At 72.4% G+C, this 19947-nt stretch carries 17 protein-coding genes; 5 read left to right on the top strand and 12 right to left on the bottom strand.

Annotation, left to right across the window (positions count from 1 at the left end):
- Positions 1–3 precede the first annotated feature (3 nt).
- Positions 4–576, bottom strand: a complete 573-nt coding sequence (locus ACIOC1_RS32440; RefSeq protein ID WP_401857813.1) for a TetR/AcrR family transcriptional regulator — start codon at positions 574–576, stop codon at positions 4–6.
- A 233-nt stretch (positions 577–809) separates the two neighbouring features.
- On the opposite strand from ACIOC1_RS32440, the gene ACIOC1_RS32435 reads away from it, so the two are divergent.
- From ACIOC1_RS32435 to ACIOC1_RS32415, 5 genes are all read left to right on the top strand, one after another.
- The gene (locus tag ACIOC1_RS32435; protein ID WP_401857718.1) at positions 810–1679 is read left to right on the top strand and encodes an urea amidolyase associated protein UAAP1; all 870 of its coding nucleotides are present in this window, start codon (positions 810–812) and stop codon (positions 1677–1679) included.
- Positions 1676–2428, top strand: a complete 753-nt coding sequence (locus ACIOC1_RS32430) for an urea amidolyase associated protein UAAP2 (RefSeq protein ID WP_401857715.1) — start codon at positions 1676–1678, stop codon at positions 2426–2428. The genes ACIOC1_RS32435 and ACIOC1_RS32430 overlap by 4 nt, the downstream gene beginning before the upstream one ends.
- Positions 2425–6021 carry an urea carboxylase gene (gene uca / locus ACIOC1_RS32425; protein WP_401857712.1) on the top strand — a complete coding sequence of 1199 codons (3597 nt, stop codon included), beginning with the start codon at positions 2425–2427 and terminating at the stop codon, positions 6019–6021. The genes ACIOC1_RS32430 and uca overlap by 4 nt, the downstream gene beginning before the upstream one ends.
- 210 nt (positions 6022–6231) lie before the next feature.
- Positions 6232–7872: an allophanate hydrolase gene (atzF, locus tag ACIOC1_RS32420; RefSeq protein ID WP_401857709.1), complete on the top strand. Its 1641-nt coding sequence runs from the start codon at positions 6232–6234 to the stop codon at positions 7870–7872.
- Between the two features lie 76 nt (positions 7873–7948).
- Positions 7949–8512: a hypothetical protein gene (locus ACIOC1_RS32415; RefSeq protein WP_401857706.1), complete on the top strand. Its 564-nt coding sequence runs from the start codon at positions 7949–7951 to the stop codon at positions 8510–8512.
- A gap of 163 nt (positions 8513–8675) precedes the next feature.
- On the opposite strand, the gene ACIOC1_RS32410 is transcribed toward ACIOC1_RS32415, so the two are convergent.
- The 11 genes from ACIOC1_RS32410 to pafA form a co-directional block, all read right to left on the bottom strand.
- Positions 8676–11531, bottom strand: a complete 2856-nt coding sequence (locus tag ACIOC1_RS32410; protein WP_355332972.1) for a DEAD/DEAH box helicase — start codon at positions 11529–11531, stop codon at positions 8676–8678.
- Between the two features lie 165 nt (positions 11532–11696).
- Entirely contained in the window at positions 11697–12593 is an 897-nt protein-coding gene (locus tag ACIOC1_RS32405; protein ID WP_401857703.1) for a diacylglycerol kinase, read from the bottom strand.
- A gap of 82 nt (positions 12594–12675) precedes the next feature.
- A complete protein-coding gene (tatC, locus tag ACIOC1_RS32400; RefSeq protein ID WP_355332976.1) occupies positions 12676–13605 on the bottom strand; it encodes a twin-arginine translocase subunit TatC in 930 nt (309 codons plus the stop codon).
- Between the two features lie 68 nt (positions 13606–13673).
- Complete coding sequence (gene tatA / locus ACIOC1_RS32395; protein WP_188282996.1) at positions 13674–13961, bottom strand: Sec-independent protein translocase subunit TatA; 288 nt, start codon at positions 13959–13961, stop codon at positions 13674–13676.
- A gap of 247 nt (positions 13962–14208) precedes the next feature.
- Complete coding sequence (locus ACIOC1_RS32390) at positions 14209–14412, bottom strand: hypothetical protein (protein ID WP_355332978.1); 204 nt, start codon at positions 14410–14412, stop codon at positions 14209–14211.
- 143 nt (positions 14413–14555) lie between these two features.
- Positions 14556–14810, bottom strand: coding sequence for a hypothetical protein (locus ACIOC1_RS32385; protein WP_355332980.1), 255 nt, complete (start codon positions 14808–14810; stop codon positions 14556–14558).
- Positions 14811–14822: 12 nt separating this feature from the next.
- Positions 14823–15749 carry a WYL domain-containing protein gene (locus tag ACIOC1_RS32380; protein WP_355333585.1) on the bottom strand — a complete coding sequence of 309 codons (927 nt, stop codon included), beginning with the start codon at positions 15747–15749 and terminating at the stop codon, positions 14823–14825.
- Between the two features lie 141 nt (positions 15750–15890).
- Complete coding sequence (locus tag ACIOC1_RS32375) at positions 15891–16829, bottom strand: WYL domain-containing protein (protein ID WP_355332982.1); 939 nt, start codon at positions 16827–16829, stop codon at positions 15891–15893.
- 120 nt (positions 16830–16949) lie between these two features.
- Positions 16950–17321, bottom strand: a complete 372-nt coding sequence (locus ACIOC1_RS32370) for an FKBP-type peptidyl-prolyl cis-trans isomerase (RefSeq protein ID WP_188282992.1) — start codon at positions 17319–17321, stop codon at positions 16950–16952.
- A 39-nt stretch (positions 17322–17360) separates the two neighbouring features.
- Positions 17361–18371, bottom strand: coding sequence for an FKBP-type peptidyl-prolyl cis-trans isomerase (locus ACIOC1_RS32365; protein WP_401857697.1), 1011 nt, complete (start codon positions 18369–18371; stop codon positions 17361–17363).
- Between the two features lie 205 nt (positions 18372–18576).
- The gene (gene pafA, locus ACIOC1_RS32360) at positions 18577–19938 is read right to left on the bottom strand and encodes a Pup--protein ligase (RefSeq protein WP_355332986.1); all 1362 of its coding nucleotides are present in this window, start codon (positions 19936–19938) and stop codon (positions 18577–18579) included.
- Positions 19939–19947 lie beyond the last annotated feature (9 nt).

Below are 19947 nucleotides of genomic sequence, written 5' to 3'. Positions count from 1 at the left end.
GGCTCAGGGAGCGGGGATGTCCGCGATGCGCAGGGCCGCGTCGGCGGCGGCGCGGGCGAAGGCGGGGACGGGGCGGGCCGGGGTGGAGCGGTGCACGAGGATGACGCCCTCGATGAGGGCGAAGATCAGGTCGGTGCGGAGGGCCAGTTCGGGGGCGGGCAGCGCGCGCCCCGGGGCGGTGGCGGCCAGCAGGCGGGCGTAGGCGGCCTTGAGGTCGGCACGGGCGCGGCGGAAGGCGATGAAGCGCTCGGCGGCGACCTCGGGCAGGAGGTAGAGGGCGCCGAGATTGTGCGGCCCCGCGCAGAGGAGTTCGGCGTCGTAGCGGCACAGGTCCCAGAGCCGGGCCTCGGCGGGGCGGGTGTCGTCGGCGAGCAGCGCGCGGGCCAGGTCGAGGGACGGGGTGACTGTGCCTTCGAGGAGTTCGGCGAGCAGATCCTCCTTGCCGCCGACGTAGTGGTAGATCGACGCCTGCCGCATCCCGGCCCGCTCGGCGACCGCCCGCGTGGTGGTGGCGGTATAGCCGCGCGTGGTGAAGAGTTCGGCCGCCGCCGCGAGCAGTTCCTCGCGCACGCTCATGCCGCTGTCCGGCCGCTGCTGGGCGCGCGGCCTGCCGACCCGTTTTCCGCTCGTGCTCACCCGCCGATCGTCGCACGCGGCGACGCGACGACGACGGCGGGCAGTCCGGTGAGGGGCCGGTAACCGGGCGGCAACAACCGGGCAATCGCCGTGAAGCCACCGCCGCCTAATTTCTGTCGAGCGACAGAAATTCGTGTGGAGCAGGAGCCGTGAGACGACGGAGGTGCAGCCCCGTGGCGACAGGGACGACCGGTGGAAGGAAGACCGGCCAGAGCACGGCCCGCAGGACATCCCGCAGGGCCCCGCGCCCGACCGGGACCACGTACGAGGCCAGGGAGCACGCCCGCGCCCAGGAAGGGGCCCGCGCCGCCGCGATGCCCCAAGTGCCCGCGCCCGAGGGCCTGTTGTGGTCGGAGACCGTGGCGGGCGGCGGCTACACCCACAAGGTGCTGGCCCGCGGCAGCGAGCTGCGGCTCGCCGACCCGACCGGCGACGCGTGCGCGCACGTCCTGCTCTTCGTGGACGGCCGCCCCTGGGAGCGGCTGAACGCGGCCGACACCGTCAAGGTCCAGTGGAACGCGTATCTCGGCGCGGGCCGCCTCCTGCTGTCCGACCAGGGCCGCGTCCTGGCCTCCCTGGTCTCGGACACCAGCGGGCGGCACGACACGCTGTGCGGTACGTCGTCGGCTGCGCGCAACACCGCGCGGTACGGGGACGGTTCGGCGCAGGACCGCTCCCCCGCGGGCCGCGAGCTGTTCCTGCTGGCCGCCGCCAAGAACGGGCTGGGGGCCCGCGACCTCCCGCCGTCGCTCTCCTTCTTCCAGGGACTGCGCGTGGAGCCCGACGGGGCACTGGAGTTCATCGGTTCCGCGGGGCCCGGCACGAGCGTGACCCTGCGCGCCGAGCAGCCGCTGACCGTACTGCTGGCCAATGTGCCGCACCCGCTGGACCCCCGACCGGCCTACACCTGCGGCCCGTTGGAGGTACGCGCACGGCCCGGCGCCGCCACCGCGCCCGGCGACCCGCTGTGGGACGCGACACCCGAGGGCCGCCGCGCCTTCCTCAACACCGCGGAACACCTCACCGCCAGGGGGATCGTATGAACGGCCAGAAGGTGACGGACGACCGGGGCCGTACGGATGGCGCGGACGACGCGGACCGGACCGGCGGCCAGGACCGTACCGAGGGCCCGTCCCCCCTGGGCGGCGCGACCTCCGTGACCGTACCGGCGCGGGCACCCTGGTCCGCGGTGATCCCGGCGGGCGGCCACCTCACCATCACCGACCTGCACGGCAACCAGGCCGTGGACTTCCTGGTCTACGACGCCCACGACACCGCCGTCCGCTACAGCGCGCCCGACACCGTACAGGCCCAGGGCAACCTCTTCCTGACCACCGGCAGCGTGCTGCTGTCCAACGAGCACACCCCGCTGATGACCGTGGTCGCCGACACCTGCGGCCGGCACGACACGATCGGCGGCGCGTGCTCCAAGGAGTCCAACACCCTGCGGTACGGCCACCACACGTGGTCGCAGCACGCCTGCGTGGACAACTTCCTGTCCGAGGGCGCGCGTTACGGCCTCGGGAAGCGCGACCTGGTGAGCAACGTCAACTGGTACATGAACGTGCCCGTCGAGGAGGACGGCACCCTCGGCATCGTGGACGGCATCTCCGCGCCCGGCCTTGAGGTCGAACTGCGCGCCGAGACCGACGTGTTGGTCCTGGTCTCCAACTGCCCGCAGATCAACAACCCCTGCAACGGCTTCGATCCGACACCGGTCCTGATGACGGTCAGGACGCCGGGCCGGGCCGGGGACACGGTCGGCGCGCCGTCCGGAGAGGCGGTCCGATGACCGACGAGCCCGTGAAGCGCGCCCCGGCGCGCTTCGACACCCTGCTGGTCGCCAACCGCGGCGAGATCGCCGCCCGGATCATCCGCACCGCCCGCCGGATGGGGCTGCGCACGGTCGCGGTCTTCTCCGACCCCGACCGCGCCGCGCCGCACGTGCACCTGGCCGACGCCGCCGTACGGCTGGGCCCCGCACCGGCCAAGTCCAGCTATCTGGACGTGGACGCGGTGCTCGCGGCGGCCCGCGAGACCGGTGCGGGCGCCGTCCACCCCGGCTACGGATTCCTGTCGGAGGACGCGGACTTCGCGCGCCGCTGCGAAGCGGCGGGGCTCGCCTTCGTCGGTCCGACGCCGGACCAGCTCGAACTCTTCGGCGCCAAGCACACCGCGCGCGCCGCGGCGGAGGCGGCCGGGGTGCCGCTGCTGCCCGGCACCGGACTGCTGCCCGACGTGGACAGCGCGCTGACGGCCGCCGCGTCGCTCGGCTACCCGGTGATGGTCAAGGCGACCGGCGGCGGTGGCGGCATCGGCATGCGCGCCTGCCACTCCCCCGCCGAACTCACCGACGCCTGGGGCTCGGTGCAGCGTGTAGCGGCGGCCAGCTTCTCCTCGGCGGGCGTCTTCCTGGAACGGCTGGTGGAGAGCGCCCGGCACGTCGAGGTGCAGGTCTTCGGCGACGGCCACGGCCGCGTCCTGACCCTCGGCGACCGCGACTGCTCCCTCCAGCGCCGCCACCAGAAGGTCCTGGAGGAGGCCCCCGCGCCCGGCCTGCCCGACGCCCTGCGGGAGCGACTGGCGCTCAGCGCGCGGGCGTTGTGCGCCTCGGTCGACTACCGCTCGGCGGGCACCGTGGAGTTCGTGTACGACGCGGCGCGCGGCCAGGCGTACTTCCTGGAGGTCAACACCCGTCTCCAGGTGGAGCATCCGGTGACCGAGGAGACGTACGGTGTCGACCTCGTGGAGTGGATGCTGCGGCTCGCGCAGGGCGACACACCGCTGAGCACCGGCGACGACACGCCGATTGACCTGTCGACAAAGCGAGTGGGACACGCCGTGGAGGCCCGGATCTACGCCGAGGACCCCACGCGCGGCCACCTGCCGAGCGCGGGACGGCTCACCGAGGTGGTCTTCCCGCCGGGGGTCCGCGTCGACGCCTGGATCGAGACCGGCACCGAGGTCACCACCTCCTACGATCCGATGCTCGCCAAGGTGATCGCGCACGGCGCCGACCGGGCGCAGGCCCTCTCCCGGCTCGCGGACGCCCTCGCCGCGACCAGGATCGACGGCATCGAGACCAATCTGGGGCTGCTGCGGGCCGCCGTCGCCGATCCGGCGCTGCACGCCGCGACGCACAGCACCGCGACCCTCGACGCGGTCACCGACCCCACCCGCCGGATCGACGTGGTCCGCGCGGGCACCCTGACCAGCGTCCAGGACTGGCCGGGCCGCACCGGCCTGTGGCACGTCGGCGTTCCGCCGTGCGGCCCGATGGACGACCTGTCCTTCCGGCTCGGCAACGAAGCGCTCGGCAACGACGAGGGCGCGCCCGGCCTCGAATGCACCCTCCAGGGACCGGCGTTGCGCTTCAGCCACCCCACCACCGTCTGCGTGACCGGCGCCCCCGCGACCGTCACGGTCGACGGACACCCGGTGCCGCGCTGGGAGCCGGTCACCGTACCGGCGGGCGCGCTCCTCGACATCGGCGCGCCGGAGGCGGCAGGGCTGCGCACATATCTGCTGGTCGCGGGCGGCCTCGACGTCCCCCGCTTCCTCGGCAGCGCGGCCACCTTCACGCTCGGCGGATTCGGCGGCCACGGCGGCCGGGCGCTGCGCGTCGGTGACGTCCTGCACGGCGGTACGACGACGGAGGCGAGCGGCCCCGTACCTGCCTCGCTGCGGCCGGAGTGGGGGACGCGGTGGCTGATCGGCGCCGTCGAGGGCCCGCACGCCGCGCCGGAGTTCTTCACCGAGGACGACATCCGCGACTTCTACGCCGCCGAGTGGAGCGTGCACTTCAACTCCGCGCGCACCGGCGTACGGCTCGTCGGCCCGAAGCCGCGCTGGGCGCGCTCCGACGGCGGCGAGGCGGGACTGCACCCGTCCAACATCCACGACACGCCGTACGCGGTCGGCGCCGTCGACTACACGGGCGACATGCCCGTACTGCTCGGTCCCGACGGCCCCTCGCTCGGCGGATTCGTGTGCCCCGCGACCGTCGTGACCGGTCAGCGCTGGAAGCTCGGGCAGCTCAGGCCGGGCGACACCGTACGATTCGTGCCGGTCAGCGAGGACGCCGCCGCCGGGCTGCGGCGCGCGCCCGCGACCCTGCCGACGCCGTCGCGGCCCGTCATCGCCGACGGGGGTGTCCTCGGGCGCGCCGAAGCGACCGCGACACGCCCGGCCGTGACGTACCGCCGCAGCGGCGACGACAATCTGCTCGTCGAATACGGGCCCATGCAGCTCGACTTGGCGCTCCGGATGCGGGTGCACGCCCTGGCGGAACACCTCGCCGCCCAACGCCTGCCCGGCGTCGTCGACCTCACACCCGGCATCCGCTCCCTCCAGATCCACGCCGACCCGGGCGCGCTGCCCACCGCCAAACTGCTCGACGCCGTGCGCGAGGCCGAGGAGCAACTGCCGCCCACCGACCGGCTCGTGGTGCCCAGCCGGACCGTGCACCTGCCGCTGTCCTGGGACGACCCCGCCACGCGTGAGGCCATCGAGCGCTACATGGCGGGCGTCCGCGACGACGCGCCGTGGTGCCCGTGGAACATCGAGTTCATCCGCCGCGTCAACGGTCTCGACTCCGTGGACGACGTGTACCGGACCGTCTTCGACGCCGAATACCTCGTGCTCGGGCTCGGCGACGTCTACCTCGGCGCGCCCGTCGCCACGCCGCTCGACCCGCGCCACCGGCTCGTCACCACCAAGTACAACCCGGCGCGCACCTGGACAGCGGAGAACTCCGTCGGCATCGGCGGGGCCTACCTCTGTATCTACGGCATGGAAGGGCCCGGCGGCTACCAGTTCGTCGGCCGTACGATCCAGGTCTGGTCCAGCCGCGCCCGCCGACAGCCGTGGCTGCTGCGCTTCTTCGACCGCATCAAGTGGTATCCCGTCTCCGCCGACGAACTCCTCGACCTCCGGGCCGACATGGCGGCCGGGCGCCTGCCGCTCCGGGTGGAGGACGGGAGTTTCGCCCTCGCGGACCATCAGCGGTTCCTCGCCGACAACGCGGAGTCCATCGCGGCCTTCCGCGCCCGGCAGGGGGCCGCGTTCGCCGCAGAGCGCGACGCGTGGGAAGCCGCCGGTGAGTTCGCCCGCACCGACGACTCGGCCGCCGCCGTCCCGGCCCCCGCCGCCGTCACCGTGCCGCCCGGCGGCCGTACGGTCGACGCCGAATTCGCCGCCGCCGTCTGGCACATCGCCGTCCGCCCCGGCGACTGCGTCGCGGCCGGGCAGCACCTCCTGACCCTGGAGGCCATGAAGATGGAGTCCCCCGTCACCTCCCCCGCCGGCGGCACCGTCGCCCAAGTCCTCGTCTCCCCCGGCGACCAAGTCACCCCCGGCACCCCCCTCCTGACTCTCTCCCCCTAACCCACCCCCTTCCGGCTCACGCCGCCTCAATCGTCGGCGGGGCTGATTTGTGCCGCCACCGCCGATCGGCAACCCACCCCGCATGCGGCCAGGCGTGTGCGACGCGCCAGAAGCAAAATCAGCCCGTCCGGCGATTGAGGACTAGCCCCAGCGGCAATGAGCGGCCCCCTGCCACCGCACCCGCACCCGCACATCAGACGGAGGAAGCCCATGGAGAGCGCTCAGGACCGCGTGCGGGCCGCGTATCGGCGGATCGCGGAGGTGGACCGCCCGGAGGTGTGGATCGCGCTGCGCGCGGAGGAGGAGGTGCGGACGGAGGCGGCGGCGGTGGACGAGAGAAGGGCGGCCGGGGAGGCGCTGCCACTGGCGGGGCGGCTGCTGGCGGTGAAGGGGAACATCGACGTGGCGGGCCTGGAGACGACGGCGGGCTGCCCGTCGTACGCGTACGCGCCGGGGCAGGACGCCCCGGCGGTGCGGGCCCTGCGCGCGGCGGGCGCGATCGTGCTGGGCAGCACGAACATGGACCAGTTCGCGACGGGCCTGGTCGGCACGCGAAGCCCCTACGGCGCGGTGCGCAACGCCGTCACCCCGGAGCGGGTGAGCGGCGGCTCCAGTTCGGGCTCGGCCGTCGCGGTGGCACTCGGCCTCGTGGACGTGGCGCTCGGTACGGACACGGCCGGCTCCGGCCGCGTCCCGGCGGCGTTCAACGGCATCGTCGGGGTGAAGCCGACCCGCGGCCTGGTGTCGACGCGCGGCGTCGTACCGGCGTGCGTGAGCCTGGACTGCGTGTCCGTCTTCGCCAGGACACTGCCCGAGGCCCGCCGCGCGATGGCGCTCCTCGCGAGCTGCGAGGCACCGCCGCGCCGCCCTGGACCGTGGCGGGTGGCGGTGGCGGCGCGAGCGCAACTCGGCGAGATGGACGCCGGATGGGCGGCGGCCTACGAGGCGGCGGCGGACCGGCTGGCCGCCGCCGGGGCCGAGCTGCGGACACTGGACCTGACGCCGTTCACGCGGGCGGCGGCGCTGCTCTACGAGGGCGCTTTCGTCGCGGAACGCTGGTCAGCCGTGGGCGAGTTCATCGAAGCGCACCGGGACGCCCCCGACCTGGACCCGACCGTCGCGGCCATCATCACGGCGGCCCGCGACCTGCCCGCGCACCGCCTCTTCACCGACCAGCGGCGGCTGGCCGCACTGCGCACCGAGGCCATGGCGCGACTCGGCGACGCCGACGCCCTGTTGCTGCCGACCGCACCGGGGCACCCCACGCTCGCCGAGGTCGCCGCCGACCCGCTCGGCGCCAACGCGCGCCTCGGCCGCTTCACCAACTCGGCCAACCTGCTGGACCTTTGCGCGGTCGCGGTCCCGGCGGGCACCGTCGAGGGCCGGCCCTTCGGCGTGATGCTGCTCGGCCCCGCGCACACCGACGACCGGATCGCGGACGTCGCCGCCCTGCTGGAGCCGCCTCTCCGCGTCGCCGTGGTCGGCGCCCACCTCAGCGGCCAGCCCCTCAACCACCAACTCGTCGCGCTCGGAGCCCGGTTGACGGCCACGACCACCACCGCCCCCGCGTACCGGCTCTACGCCCTGGACACCGAACCCGCCAAGCCCGGTCTGGTGCGGACCGAGAAGGGCGGCGCCGCCGTCGAGGCCGAGGTCTGGGAACTGCCCGCCGCCGGTCTCGGCACGCTGACCGCCGCCCTGCCGCGCCCGATGGCCCTGGGCAGCGTCGAGCTGTCCGACGGCACCAGTTGCCCCGGCTTCCTGTGCGAGCCGTCGGCGCTCGACAGCGCCGAGGACATCACGGCCTACGGCGGCTGGCGCGCGTACCTCGCCGACCGGTCCGGGGCATGAACTTCGACGGCGAACGCGGAGAAGTCGCCCCACCCGTCCCCCGCCACCCAGCGGCACCCTCCGTACACTGTGCGGATTGTTCACCGACGGGGAGGACCACGGCCGTATGCGCCGCGTCACCGCAATCACCACCGCTCTGCTGACCGTCACGCTCACCGGGACGGCCCTGGCGGGCTGTTCGTCGTCGGACTCGTCCGACGACAGCGCCAAACCGTCCGCGTCGGCCGGGACACCGTCGGCCACGCCGACGGCCTCGGCGGTGCCGACGAAGACCGCCAACGGCAGGCTGGAGTACACCGGGGACACCACCGGGACCGCCCTGTTCACCTCGGCGATCTCCTGCGAGGTCGTGGCGGGAAAGCTGGTCGGGGTGACCGCCCCCGACAGGACGGACGCGTCGGCGCCGAAGTCCCCGTCGTTCATCGCGACGACCGGCGGCGTCCAGAAGCTGGCGATGCTCCAGCCGACGGCCACCGACTCGTACTCCCAGCGGTCGTCCGGCAGCGTGACGGCCGCCAAGAGCGCCGGGACCTGGAAGGTGACGGTGAAGGACCTCGTCATCGCGGGCAACCACGGCGACGACAGGAAGTCGATCACCGTCAACGGCTCCCTGACCTGCACCAAGCTCACCGGTCAGTGAGTCGGTGCGCCGGTGTGTCGGGGCGCCGGTGCGCCGGTCCGCCGGTGCGGCCGTGATGCCGTGATGCCGTGATGCCGTGATGCCGTGAGTCAACGCGCGGACCGCCCGTGCGGCCCGTCATCCTCCGGGACCGGGCCGCACAGGTGCACGCCGCAGGGGCGGCTCACCCCACCGAGGAGTACGCGACGACCCCGCGTCGCAGCCCGTCGACCGCCCGGCGGGCATTGCGGCGGACCGGGCTGCCCTCGGGAGCGGCGTCGCTGATCTGGCCCAGGACGTCGATGAGCTGCTTGCACCAGCGGACGAAGTCACCGGCGGGCATGTCGGCGTCGGAGAGGACCGCGTCCAGGCCGTGGCCCGAGGCCCAGCGGTAGGCGGGCCAGGCGAAGCCGAGGTCGGGCTCGCGCTGGCCGACGCCCTCGGCCTGGTTGATGTGGTGGGACTCCTCCAGCGCGTCGAGACGGCCCCAGATACGGACCATCTCGCCGAGGGCTTCCTTCGCGTTCCCGGTCGGCAGCTTGGGCGCGACGGCGTCGTCGGCCTGCCGGGTCTCGTAGACCAGCGCCGAGGCGCAGGCCGCCAGTTCGGCCGGGCCGAGGCCGTCCCAGACGCCCTCGCGCAGGCATTCGCTGGCGAGCAGGTCCAACTCGCCGTAGAGCCGGGCGAGCCGCCGCCCCTCGGGAGTGACCTTCTCGGCCTGGAGATAGCCCAGTTCGGTGAGCAGCGCGCAGATCCGGTCGAAGGTGCGGGCGATGGTGTTGGTGCGGCCCTCGATGCGCCGCTCCAACTGCTGGGTGTCGCGCCGCAGCCGGTGGTAGCGCTCGGCCCAGCGGGCGTGGTCCTCGCGTTCCTCGCAGCCGTGGCAGGGGTGCGCGCGGATCGCGGTACGCAGCCGGGAGATCTCGGTGTCGTCGGCCGCGGCGGCCCGCTGCTTGCGGTGCCGTGAGGGTGCGGCCCAGCCCGCGGTGCCCGCCTTGGAGCGCATCGCGGAGGCGAGGTCGCGCCGGGACTGCGGGCTGCGCGGATTGAAGGACTTGGGGATCCGCATCCGGTCCAGCGCCTCGACGGGAACGGGGAAGTCTATCTGCCCGAGCCGCTTGACCTGGCGCTCCGCGGTGAGCACCAACGGGCGCGGGCCGTCGGCGAATTCCTCGTTGCGATGCGGGTGGCCGTTGGAACGGCCCGCGGGGACACCGGGTTCCAGGACCAGCGCGAGCCCGGCGTACTTGCCCGCGGGGACGTGGATGATGTCGCCCGGCTTCAGCTTCTCCAGCGCGTCGGAGGCCGCGGCGCGGCGCTGCATCGCGCCCTGCCTCGACAGTTCCGACTCGCGTTCCTTCAGCTCCCGCCGCAGCCGCATGTAGGCGTCGAAGTCGCCGAGGTGGCAGGTCATCGACTGCTTGTAGCCGTCGAGCCCTTCCTCGTTGCGCTGCACCTGCTTGGAGATGCCGACCACCGAACGGTCGGCCTGGAACTGCGCGAAGGACGTCTCCAGCAGCTCGCGCGAGCGGTGCCGCCCGAACTGCCCGACGAGGTTGACCGCCATGTTGTACGACGGCTTGAAGGACGACCGCAGCGGATACGTACGGGTGCCCGCGAGTCCGGCGACCGCGCCCGGGTCGAAACCGCGCTGCCAGAGCACCACGGCGTGGCCCTCGACGTCGATGCCCCGGCGGCCCGCGCGGCCGGTGAGCTGGGTGTACTCGCCGGGGGTGATGTCGGCGTGGGTCTCGCCGTTCCACTTGACGAGCTTTTCCAGCACCACGGAGCGGGCGGGCATGTTGATGCCGAGCGCCAGCGTCTCGGTGGCGAAGACCGCCTTGACCAGGCCCTTGACGAAGAGCTCCTCGACGACCTCCTTGAAGGTCGGGAGCATGCCCGCGTGGTGGGCGGCGATGCCGCGCTCCAGACCCTCGAGCCATTCGAAGTAGCCCAGGACGTGCAGATCCTCGTCGGGGATGGCGCGGGTGCGCTCCTCCACGATGGCGCGCACCTGGGCGCGCTTGTCCTCGGTGTTCAGCCGCAGGCCCGCGTAGAGGCACTGCTGGACGGCGGCCTCGCAGCCCGCGCGGCTGAAGATGAAGGTGATGGCGGGGAGCAGTCCTTCGTTGTCCAGCCGGTCGATGACCTCGGCGCGGCTGGGCGTCCACACCCGGCTGCGGGCGCGCCGCTCCCGCTCGCGGTCGGCCTCGCGGCCGCGCTTGGCCCGCGGGTGGTAGCTGCGCTGGTTCTCCATCCGCGCGAGCCGTTCCAGATCGGCGTTGACCTCGCGGCGGCCCTTGCCGTCGGTGGCGCCGGCCTTCTCCTCGAAGAGGTCGTACATCCGGCGGCCGGCCAGCACGTGCTGCCACAGCGGGACCGGGCGGTGCTCGGAGACGATGACCTCGGTGTCGCCGCGGACGGTGTCGAGCCAGTCGCCGAACTCCTCGGCGTTGGAGACGGTCGCGGAGAGCGACACGAGGGTGACGGACTGCGGGAGGTGGATGATCACCTCTTCCCAGACGGCGCCGCGGAAGCGGTCGGAGAGGTAGTGCACCTCGTCCATCACCACGTAGCCGAGGCCGTCGAGGGCGGCGGAGCCGGCGTACAGCATGTTCCGCAGGACCTCGGTGGTCATGACGATCACCGGCGCGTCGCCGTTGACGCTGTTGTCACCGGTCAGCAGGCCGACCTTCTCGGCGCCGTAGCGCTTGGCGAGGTCGCTGTACTTCTGGTTGGACAGGGCCTTGATGGGCGTGGTGTAGAAGCACTTGCGGCCCTCGGCGAGGGCGAGGTGGACGGCGAACTCGCCGACGATGGTCTTGCCCGAGCCGGTCGGGGCGGCGACGAGGACGCCGCTGCCCGCCTCCAGCGCCTGGCACGCCTCGACCTGGAAGGGGTCGAGGCCGAACTCGTACATCTCACGGAACTGGGCGAGGGCCGTTGCGTTCTCCGCTGCGCGGCGACGGCTGGCGGCGAAGCGCTCGGCGGGCGACATCTCATCGAGCGCCATCTCATCTGCGGACTTCTCATCGGTCATCTTGGCTCCGAGCCTACCCGCCACCACTGACACGGCACGTGATCTTTATTGCCGCTATACCCGTCGAGCGGCCGGATCAGGCCCGCCGCGCCGCCCGGATCAGGCCCGCCACGCCGACCGGATCAGGTCCCCCATGGGGCACCGCGCACCCGCGCGTGAACCGGCTCAGACCAGCAGGCGTACGGCCTTCGGCACCGTCTCGGCGACCAGCGGCAGCGGCCCGATCCGCTCGCCGTCCGCGTAGCCGGTCACGCCCTGCGCCGGGTCGACGTCCAGCCGGACGCGGGCCGCGCGGTGCACGGTGACGACCGGGTGGCTCGGGTGGGTGCCCCGGTAGACGCGGGGGAAGACCCGCAGCAGGGTGGTGCGGCTGCACGGGCCGACCACGCACACGTCGAAGAGCCCGTCGTCCATCACCGCGTCCGCGCAGATCCGCATGCCGCCGCCGTACGACGAGCCGTTGCCGACGGCTATCAGCGTGGCCTCGATCTGCCGTTCCGGCGCGTCGTCGAAGGTCACCCGGTACGGGATCGGCCGCAGCGCCGCCAGCTCCGCGAGCATCGCCAGGTCGTAGCGGAAGCGGCCGACGGGCCAGCGCATACGGTTGCCGCGGTCGTTGACCCGCGAGTCGAAGCCGGAGGCGAGGACGGTGCCGAACCAGCGCTCCCCGGTCCTGCCCAGGTCCAGCGCCCGGCTGCGGCCGTCCCGCAGCGCCTCGGCGATGCCCGTACCGGCCGCCGCGGCGTCCCGGACCGGCAGGCCGTTGACCCGCGCGAAGTCGTTGCCGGTGCCGACGGCGACCACGCCGAGCGGCGTGTCGGTCCCGGCGACCGCCTGGAGGGCCAGCGAGACCATGCCGTCACCGCCGACCGCGACCAGCGCCCCCGTACCGCTGTCGACGGCGTGCCGGGCGCGGGCCAGCGCGTCGGCCGCGTCCTCGCCCACGACGGTACGGACGCCGTAACCGGCTTCGCGGAGCGCGTGGGCGGCGGGCTGGGCGGCGCGGGCGCCCCGGCCGCGTCCGGCGACGGGATTGACGAAGAGGGTGATCTCGCTGGTCACGCGCGGACCCTACCGGACAGCCGCCCCCCACCAGTAGCGGTGGGGGGCGGCGGTGTCAGGGGCCGGCGGGGCGGCCGTGCGCTCAGGTCGCGTCGTCGTAGCCGTCGTCGACGCGCTCGCCGGTCCGGTCCTCGTACGGCTCGGCGGCGATCTGCTCCGGGACGTGGTCCAGGGTGGACGCCTCGTCCGGGTCGAGGGCGTAGTCCGGGTTCGCTTCGAGTCGGCGCTTGCGGCGGCTGTCGTTGAAGAAGCAGATGCCCATGGCGACGAAGTACAGGAAGACGATCGGCGCGGCCAGCAGGCACATGGTGAGCGGGTCGCCGGTGGGCGTGGCGACCGCGGCGAAGACGGTGATGCCGATCACCATGCCGCGCCACCAGCCGAGCATGCGACGGCCGCTGACCATGCCGGTGAAGTTGAGCAGCACCAGCACCAGGGGCAGTTCGAAGGCGAGACCGAAGACGATCACCATGCGGACGACGAGGTCGAGGAAGTCGTCGAGGGCCAGCAGGTTGGTGGTGTCGTCCGGCACGAAGCCGATCATGATCCTGGCGGTCTGCGGCAGGATCGCGTAGGCCAGCCAGGCACCGGCGAAGAAGAGCGGGACGCCCGCGCCGACGAAGCCGAGGGTGTACCGCTTCTCGCTGCGGTGCAGGCCGGGCGCGAGGAACGCCCAGAGCTGGTAGAGCCAGACCGGCGAGGCGCAGAGGATGCCCGCCATCAGCGAGACCTTCAGCGCGATGGAGAAACCGCCGAGCAGACCGTTGACGGTCATCTGGGCGCAGGGCTGGCCGTTCTTCTGGTGCGTCGCACCGTCCACACAGCCGACCGACTTGAGGATCGGGTGCTGGAAGAAGTGAATGATGTCCTTGTAGACGAACGCCGCCACGATCGTGACGGCCAGGATCGCCAGGACGGACTTGGCCAGCCTGTTGCGCAGCTCACGCAGGTGGTCCGCGAGGGGCATCCGCCCCTCGGGGTCCTTCTCCTGCTTGCGGGCAGTCTTGAGCACCCACGTCCTCGTCTCGTGCGGCAGCCGCCCGGCTCGCGGTCGGCTTCGTCCTTCAGCAGAGGGTCAGGTCAGGCCCGGGGCGTGCGGTCCGCCGGCTCGGAGACCGGACGGGCGCTCGTGGTGTCGCCGGGCGCGGCCTGGATGGTGCGGGGTGCGGCCTGCTCCTGGGGAGCCGGGGCGGCGGTGGACTCCGCGGTGCCGGAGTCGTCGTTCTTCATCGCCTTGGCCTCGCTCTTGAGGATGCGCGCCGACTTGCCGAGCGACCGGGCCATGTCGGGCAGCTTCTTCGCGCCGAAGAGCAGGACGACGACGAGAAGGATCAGGACGATCTCTAGGGGCTTGAGATTGCCGAGCATAAAATGTCTACCTTCTCACCGGTGGGCGGCGTGTTCCGTGACTGCGAGGGCGTGGCGCTCGCGCGTCCGCTTCCGCAGGTGCACGACGATTCGGGCAGGTGCCCGGCCGCCGCGCTGGCTGTGATCGTATCGTGCACCGGTGAACACCGGGGAATGCCCCGGAATCCGCCGGATTGCGACCCTCGCCGCGCTCGTGAGTACGGGCCGCCCGGTCAGCGTACCCCGCGTTCGCGGCCTCGCGGCAGGCTCAGCTTCTGGAGATCTGCCCGGCACGCTCGCTCAACGGGCGGGCGGCGCGCTGCAGACGGTCGCCCGCGGCGGCCAGCGCGTCGGTGGCCGCGGCCACCTGCCGGGCCAGTTCCTGGACGGCGGCGAAGACCCGGACCGCCAGCACCCCGAGCACCAGGAGTCCCGCGGTCGCCAGGCCGACGCAGAGATAGAGCCACCACATGGGCCGCGAGCCTACCGGTTCCGTTTCCGCGCCGACGCCACCCGTACCGGCCTGTTCCGTACCGGCGTGTTCCGTACCGGCCTGTTCCGTACCGCCCCCCCTGCGCACCGGCCCTGTCCGCGACCGCCCGACGTGAACACCCGTCAGGGGGCGTGGAGCCGCATCGTGCGGACCCCGCCGACCGTGAGCAGTTCGACGATCCGCTCCCCCGCCGGTTTGCGGACGGCGGTGTCGCACTCGGGGCAGGTGAAGGAGTAGAAGGTCGTACGCGCCGAGCCGCCGATCGCCAGCAGCAGCGCTCCCGCGGACAGTTCGAAGCTGGTGCGGCAGTGCGGGCAGCCCGCGCGGAAGAGCACGGGCATGGTCATGGGCGCGCAGCCGGACGCCGTGGCCGTCATCGTGATGTCCTCTCACTCCCCGTAGGCGGCGAGCGCCAGCACGGCGGCGTCGCGCGCGTCCCCCGCCAGTTCGGGGGGCGACACGATCCGGCCGTCCTTGCCGAGCCGCAGCGCGAGCCGCCGCAGCGACCCGGGGTCGGGGGTGCGCAAGGTGATGCGCAGGCCGCCGTCGGGCTGCTCCTCGGCACTGTCGTGCGGATAGTATTCCGCGACCCAGCGCCCGCCGGGGCCCACTTCGATCACTACCTCGGGGTCGTCGCCCGCGGGCTGGACCAGGCCCTGCGACAGGTCGCGCGGCTGGAGCCGCGGCGGGTCGGACGGCTCGTCCAGCAGCCGGATCTCCTCGACCCGGTCCAACCGGAAGGTGCGCCGGTCCTCCGAGAGGCGGCACCAGCCCTCGAAGTAGGTGTGGCCGACGGCGAACAGCCGGATCGGGTCGACCTCGCGCTCGGTCAGCGCGTCCCTGGCGGGCGAGTAGTAGCGCATCCACAGCCGCCGCCGCTCGGTGATCGCCCGGTCCACGGTGGCGAACACGCTGCCCTCGGACTCGAAGGTCACCGAGAGCTGCGCGCTGGCCCCGGCCGCCTCGCCCGCGGCGGCCTCCAGCTTCGCCCCGGCGCGCAGCAGCGCCTGCCGGTCGCTGTCCCGCAGGCCCGGCAGATTGGCCACCGCGCGGGCGGCCACCAGCAGCGCGGTGGCCTCGTCCGCGGCCAGCCGCAGCGGCTGCGCCACGTCGTCCGCGGTGCCGGGGTTGTGCCACCAGATCCGTTCGCCGTCGGTGTCGATGTCCAGCAGGTCGCCGCCGCGGAAGCTGGTGCCGCACAGCGGCAGCACATTGAGGTCGCCGATCAGCTCGGCCTCGGTCACCCCGAAGGCCCGTGCCACCTCGCTGACCCGTGCTCCGGGCCGCTCCCGCAGATACGTCACCAGGGACAGCATCCTGCGCGTCTGGTCGATCGCGTTGCTCACGCCGCCGTCCCCCGCCTGTTCTTCGCTTCCGTGCCCGCCCGGCGCAAGGCCGCGGCCGTCGTCCTGGTCCGCCGCCCGGCGGCCCCGCGTGCGTCGCTCACGTCGGCCACGTCAGCCCTTCGCCACGGCGCGCAGCCGGTCCAGTACGTCCGTGCGCAGCTCCTCGGGCGCCAGGACGAGCACGTCGGGGCCGAACTCGGCCAGCCAGGCGTCGAGTCCGTGCCCGTACGGGATCTCCAGCTCGTCCCAGTCGGCGTCCACCGGGGTGGTCGTCACGGCGCGGGAGCGCAGCGGGTAGCCGCTGTCGCGGCGCAGCCGGATGCGGGCGGTCGCGGTGGCGCCCTCGCCCGCCCAGCGGGCCACCGCCTCGCGGACGTCGACGTGCGCGGGCACCTCGGTGGTGAAGGCGCCGCGGGCGCGGACCTTGCCGCTGATCCGGGAGAGCCGGAAGACGCGGACGGCGCCGCGGTCGCGGTCCCAGCCCGCCACGTACCAGTGGCCGCGCCAGCACTCCAGCGCCCACGGCTCGATCTGCCGCGGCTCCGGCCGCGCGGCGTTGGCCTTGCGGTACTCGAAGGAGACGGCGCGCCGCTCGCGGGTGGCGAGCATCAGGGCCTCGAAGGCGGGTTCCGGCGTGGGGATGCGCGGTTCGAGGGCGCTGTGGGTGTCCTCGTACGGGACGCCCGCCGCGCGCAGCTTCTGGAGCGCGCCGCTGGCGGCCTCGGCGAATCTGGCCTGCTGCCAGACCTTGGCGGCCAGCGCGAGCGCGGCGGCCTCCTCGGGGTCGAGGGCGATGTCGGGCAGCCGGTTGCGGTCGCGCCGCGCCAGGTAGCCGAACTCGCCGTCGATGCTCTCCACCGTGTCGATGACCAGACCCAGCTCGCGCAGGTCGTCCTTGTCCCGTTCGAACATCCGGTTGAAGGAGTCGTCGGAGGTGACCTCGTGGTACGCCTCGATGGAGCTGCGCAGCTCGCGTTTGCTGACCGGCCGCCGGGTGTTCATCAGGCACAGTGCGAGATTCATCAACCGCTCAGCCTTGGCAATCGCCATCCCGCACCCTTCGTTCGGCTCTCGTCGCCGACCGTACCGCTCCGAGGTCCCGCGACAAAAGCCGAGGAGCCCCGGCCTGGCAGGCCGGGGCTCCTGTGACGGCTGTGCGGACGGGCCCGATCAGACGGCGACGAGGTCGCAGACGAAGATCAGGGTCTCGCCGGGCTTGATCGCGGCGCCGGCGCCGCGGTCGCCGTAGGCGAGGTGCGCGGGGATGATGAGCTGGCGGCGACCGCCGACCTTCATGCCCTGCACGCCCTGGTCCCAGCCGGCGATGACCTGTCCGACGCCGAGCTTGAACTGGAGCGCGGAGCCGCGGTTCCAGCTCGCGTCGAACTCCTCGCCGGAGGAGAAGGCCACGCCGACGTAGTGGACGGAGACCGTGTCCCCGGCCTTGGCGACCGGGCCGTCGCCCTCCCAGATGTCCTTGATCTCCAGGTCGGCCGGCGGCTCGCCGCCCGGGAAGTCGATCTCGGGCTTCTCGATGCTCACTTCAATGCTCCTTGTGCGTTGCGGGCAACCTGGACAGTCTTACAGAATCGCCAGGATGTCCAAGGAGAAGACCAGGGTGGCGTTGGCCGGGATGTTGCTGCCGCTGGGCGGCGTGGCACCGTAGGCCAGGTCTCCGGGGGTCACCAGCATGACGCGGCTGCCCGCCTTCTTGCCGACCAGGCCCTCCTGCCAGCCCTTGATGAGCTGAGCGAGCGGGAAGGCGGCGAGCTGACCGGCGGTGTAGCTGGCGTCGAACTCCTTGCCGCCGTCCCACAGCACGCCCTTGTACTGGAGCAGCAGCGTGTCGGTGGCCTTCACCGCGGCGCCGTCGCCCTCCAGGATGTACTCGGAGACCAGCTTGGTCGGCGCCTTGACCTTGGGCACCGTGATGCTGGGCGCCTTGCCGTCGGTGTTGGTGCCGACCTTCGGCAGATTCGCGTCGTTCTGCGGGACGGCCTTGCCCTTGGCGGAGCTCTTGGCGTTGTAGGTCGCCAGCACGTCGATCACGAAGACCAGCGTGTCGGTGCCCTTGATGCCCGCCTGGGAGTTGCCCGAGGTGCCGTAGCCCAGGGCCGGCGGGATCGCCATCTCGACGCGGCTGTTGACCTTCTGGCCGACCAGGCCCTTGTCCCAGCCGGGGATGACCTTCCCCTGGCCGATGACGTTGGTGTACGGCGCGCGGCCGTAGGAGGTGTCGAAGACCTTGGCGCTGTCCCAGATCTGGCCGAGGTAGTTGGTCGTGACGTAGTCGCCCGCGACGATGGCGGCGCCGTCGCCCTGGATGACGGTCTTGACGGCCAGGTCGGTGGACGGGGTGCCGGTGCCCTTGGCGACGGTGGGCTTCTCGCCGAACTTGGTGCCGCCGGTGATGTCCGGTACGGGGCCCGCCACGATCTTCGTGCTGGGCGTGGCGGACGCGGACGGCGAGCCCGAGGTCGAGGGGGATTCGGATGCCGCCGGGTCGCTCTTGCTCTTGCTGTCGTCGCTGCCACAACCGGCGGCGGTGAGCATGAGCGCGGGCACGGCGAGCAGTACGGAGCGTCGGCGCACGGATGTCCTCGGTTCGGATCGGGTTCGGGAACGGCGGCTGGATGCCGTCCCACACCCTACGGCGTGCCACAGGCCCCGTACGAGTTCTGCACGGGGCCTGTGTGCCGTCTGTGACGCCGGGTCATGGCGTGCGCCGGTACGCCTAACCGACAGGTCGTACCGGGATGTCACGCCGCCGGTAGGACATATCGGCTCGCGTACCGGCCTACATACCGGCGATGAGCTTCTCCACCCGGTCGTCGACCGACCGGAAGGGGTCCTTGCACAGCACGGTGCGCTGCGCCTGGTCGTTGAGCTTCAGGTGCACCCAGTCGACGGTGAAGTCGCGGCGCTGTTCCTGCGCGCGGCGGATGAAGTCGCCGCGCAGCCGCGCCCTGGTGGTCTGCGGGGGCACCGACTTGGCCTCGAAGATCTTCAGGTCGGTGCAGATCCGCTTGGCCTGGCCCTTGCGTTCCAGCAGGTAGTACAGGCCGCGGCGGCGGTGGATGTCGTGGTAGGCGAGGTCGATCTGGGCGACCCGGGGGTGGGACATCGTGATGTTGTCCCGGTTCCGGTAGCGCTCGATGAGCTGGTACTTCATCACCCAGTCGATCTCGGTGCCGATCCGGGCGAGGTCGCCGCTGCCGATGGAGTCCAGGGTGCGGCCCCACAGCTCCAGGACCTGCTCGATGACACCGCTGCGGATGCCGCGGCGCTCGCAGAACTCGACGGCCTTGGAGTAGTACTCCTGCTGGATGTCCAGGGCGGACGCCTCGCGGCCCGAGGCGAGCCGGACCTTGCGGCGGCCGGTGATGTCGTGGCTGACCTCGCGGATGGCCCGGATCGGGTTCTCCAGGGTCAGGTCGCGCATCACGGTGCCCGCCTCGATCATCCGCAGGACGAGGTCGGTGGCGCCGACCTTGAGCAGCATCGTGGTCTCGGACATGTTGGAGTCGCCGACGATGACGTGCAGGCGCCGGTAGCGCTCGGCGTCGGCGTGCGGCTCGTCGCGGGTGTTGATGATCGGACGGGAGCGGGTGGTGGCGGAGCTGACCCCCTCCCAGATGTGCTCGGCCCGCTGGCTCACGCAGAAAACGGCGCCGCGCGGGGTCTGGAGTACCTTCCCCGCGCCGCACAGAAGCTGCCGGGTGACGAGGAACGGAATGAGGATGTCGGCGAGCCGGGAGAATTCCCCGTGCCTGGCGACCAGGTAATTCTCGTGACATCCGTAGGAGTTGCCGGCCGAGTCGGTGTTGTTCTTGAAGAGGTACACATCGCCTGCGATGCCCTCTTCGTGAAGGCGCCGTTCGGCGTCCACGAGAAGGCCCTCAAGGATGCGTTCGCCGGCCTTGTCGTGCGTGACGAGTTCGGTGACGTTGTCGCACTCGGGAGTGGCGTACTCCGGGTGCGAACCGACGTCGAGATAGAGGCGGGCACCGTTGCGGAGGAAAACATTGCTGCTCCGGCCCCATGACACGACACGGCGGAAGAGGTACCGCGCCACCTCGTCAGGGGACAGACGCCGCTGTCCCCTGAACGTGCATGTGACGCCGTACTCGTTCTCCAGCCCGAAAATGCGGCGGTCCATGTCTGAACA

The organism is Streptomyces sp. NPDC088197 (assembly GCF_044741185.1).
Taxonomy (GTDB): Bacteria; Actinomycetota; Actinomycetes; order Streptomycetales; family Streptomycetaceae; genus Actinacidiphila.
This window is presented reverse-complemented; position numbering and strand designations above follow the sequence as displayed.

Bases quoted from the DNA above. Each gene is read 5' to 3' on its own strand.
- ACIOC1_RS32440 (WP_401857813.1), bottom strand. From the start codon at position 576: ATGAGCGTGCGCGAGGAACTGCTCGCGGCGGCGGCCGAACTCTTCACC.
- ACIOC1_RS32430 (WP_401857715.1), top strand. From the start codon at position 1,676: ATGAACGGCCAGAAGGTGACGGACGACCGGGGCCGTACGGATGGCGCG.
- uca (WP_401857712.1), top strand. From the start codon at position 2,425: ATGACCGACGAGCCCGTGAAGCGCGCCCCGGCGCGCTTCGACACCCTG.
- atzF (WP_401857709.1), top strand. From the start codon at position 6,232: ATGGAGAGCGCTCAGGACCGCGTGCGGGCCGCGTATCGGCGGATCGCG.
- ACIOC1_RS32410 (WP_355332972.1), bottom strand. From the start codon at position 11,531: ATGACCGATGAGAAGTCCGCAGATGAGATGGCGCTCGATGAGATGTCG.
- tatA (WP_188282996.1), bottom strand. From the start codon at position 13,961: ATGCTCGGCAATCTCAAGCCCCTAGAGATCGTCCTGATCCTTCTCGTC.
- ACIOC1_RS32390 (WP_355332978.1), bottom strand. From the start codon at position 14,412: ATGTGGTGGCTCTATCTCTGCGTCGGCCTGGCGACCGCGGGACTCCTG.
- ACIOC1_RS32385 (WP_355332980.1), bottom strand. From the start codon at position 14,810: ATGACGGCCACGGCGTCCGGCTGCGCGCCCATGACCATGCCCGTGCTC.
- ACIOC1_RS32380 (WP_355333585.1), bottom strand. From the start codon at position 15,749: ATGCTGTCCCTGGTGACGTATCTGCGGGAGCGGCCCGGAGCACGGGTC.
- ACIOC1_RS32375 (WP_355332982.1), bottom strand. From the start codon at position 16,829: ATGGCGATTGCCAAGGCTGAGCGGTTGATGAATCTCGCACTGTGCCTG.
- pafA (WP_355332986.1), bottom strand. From the start codon at position 19,938: ATGGACCGCCGCATTTTCGGGCTGGAGAACGAGTACGGCGTCACATGC.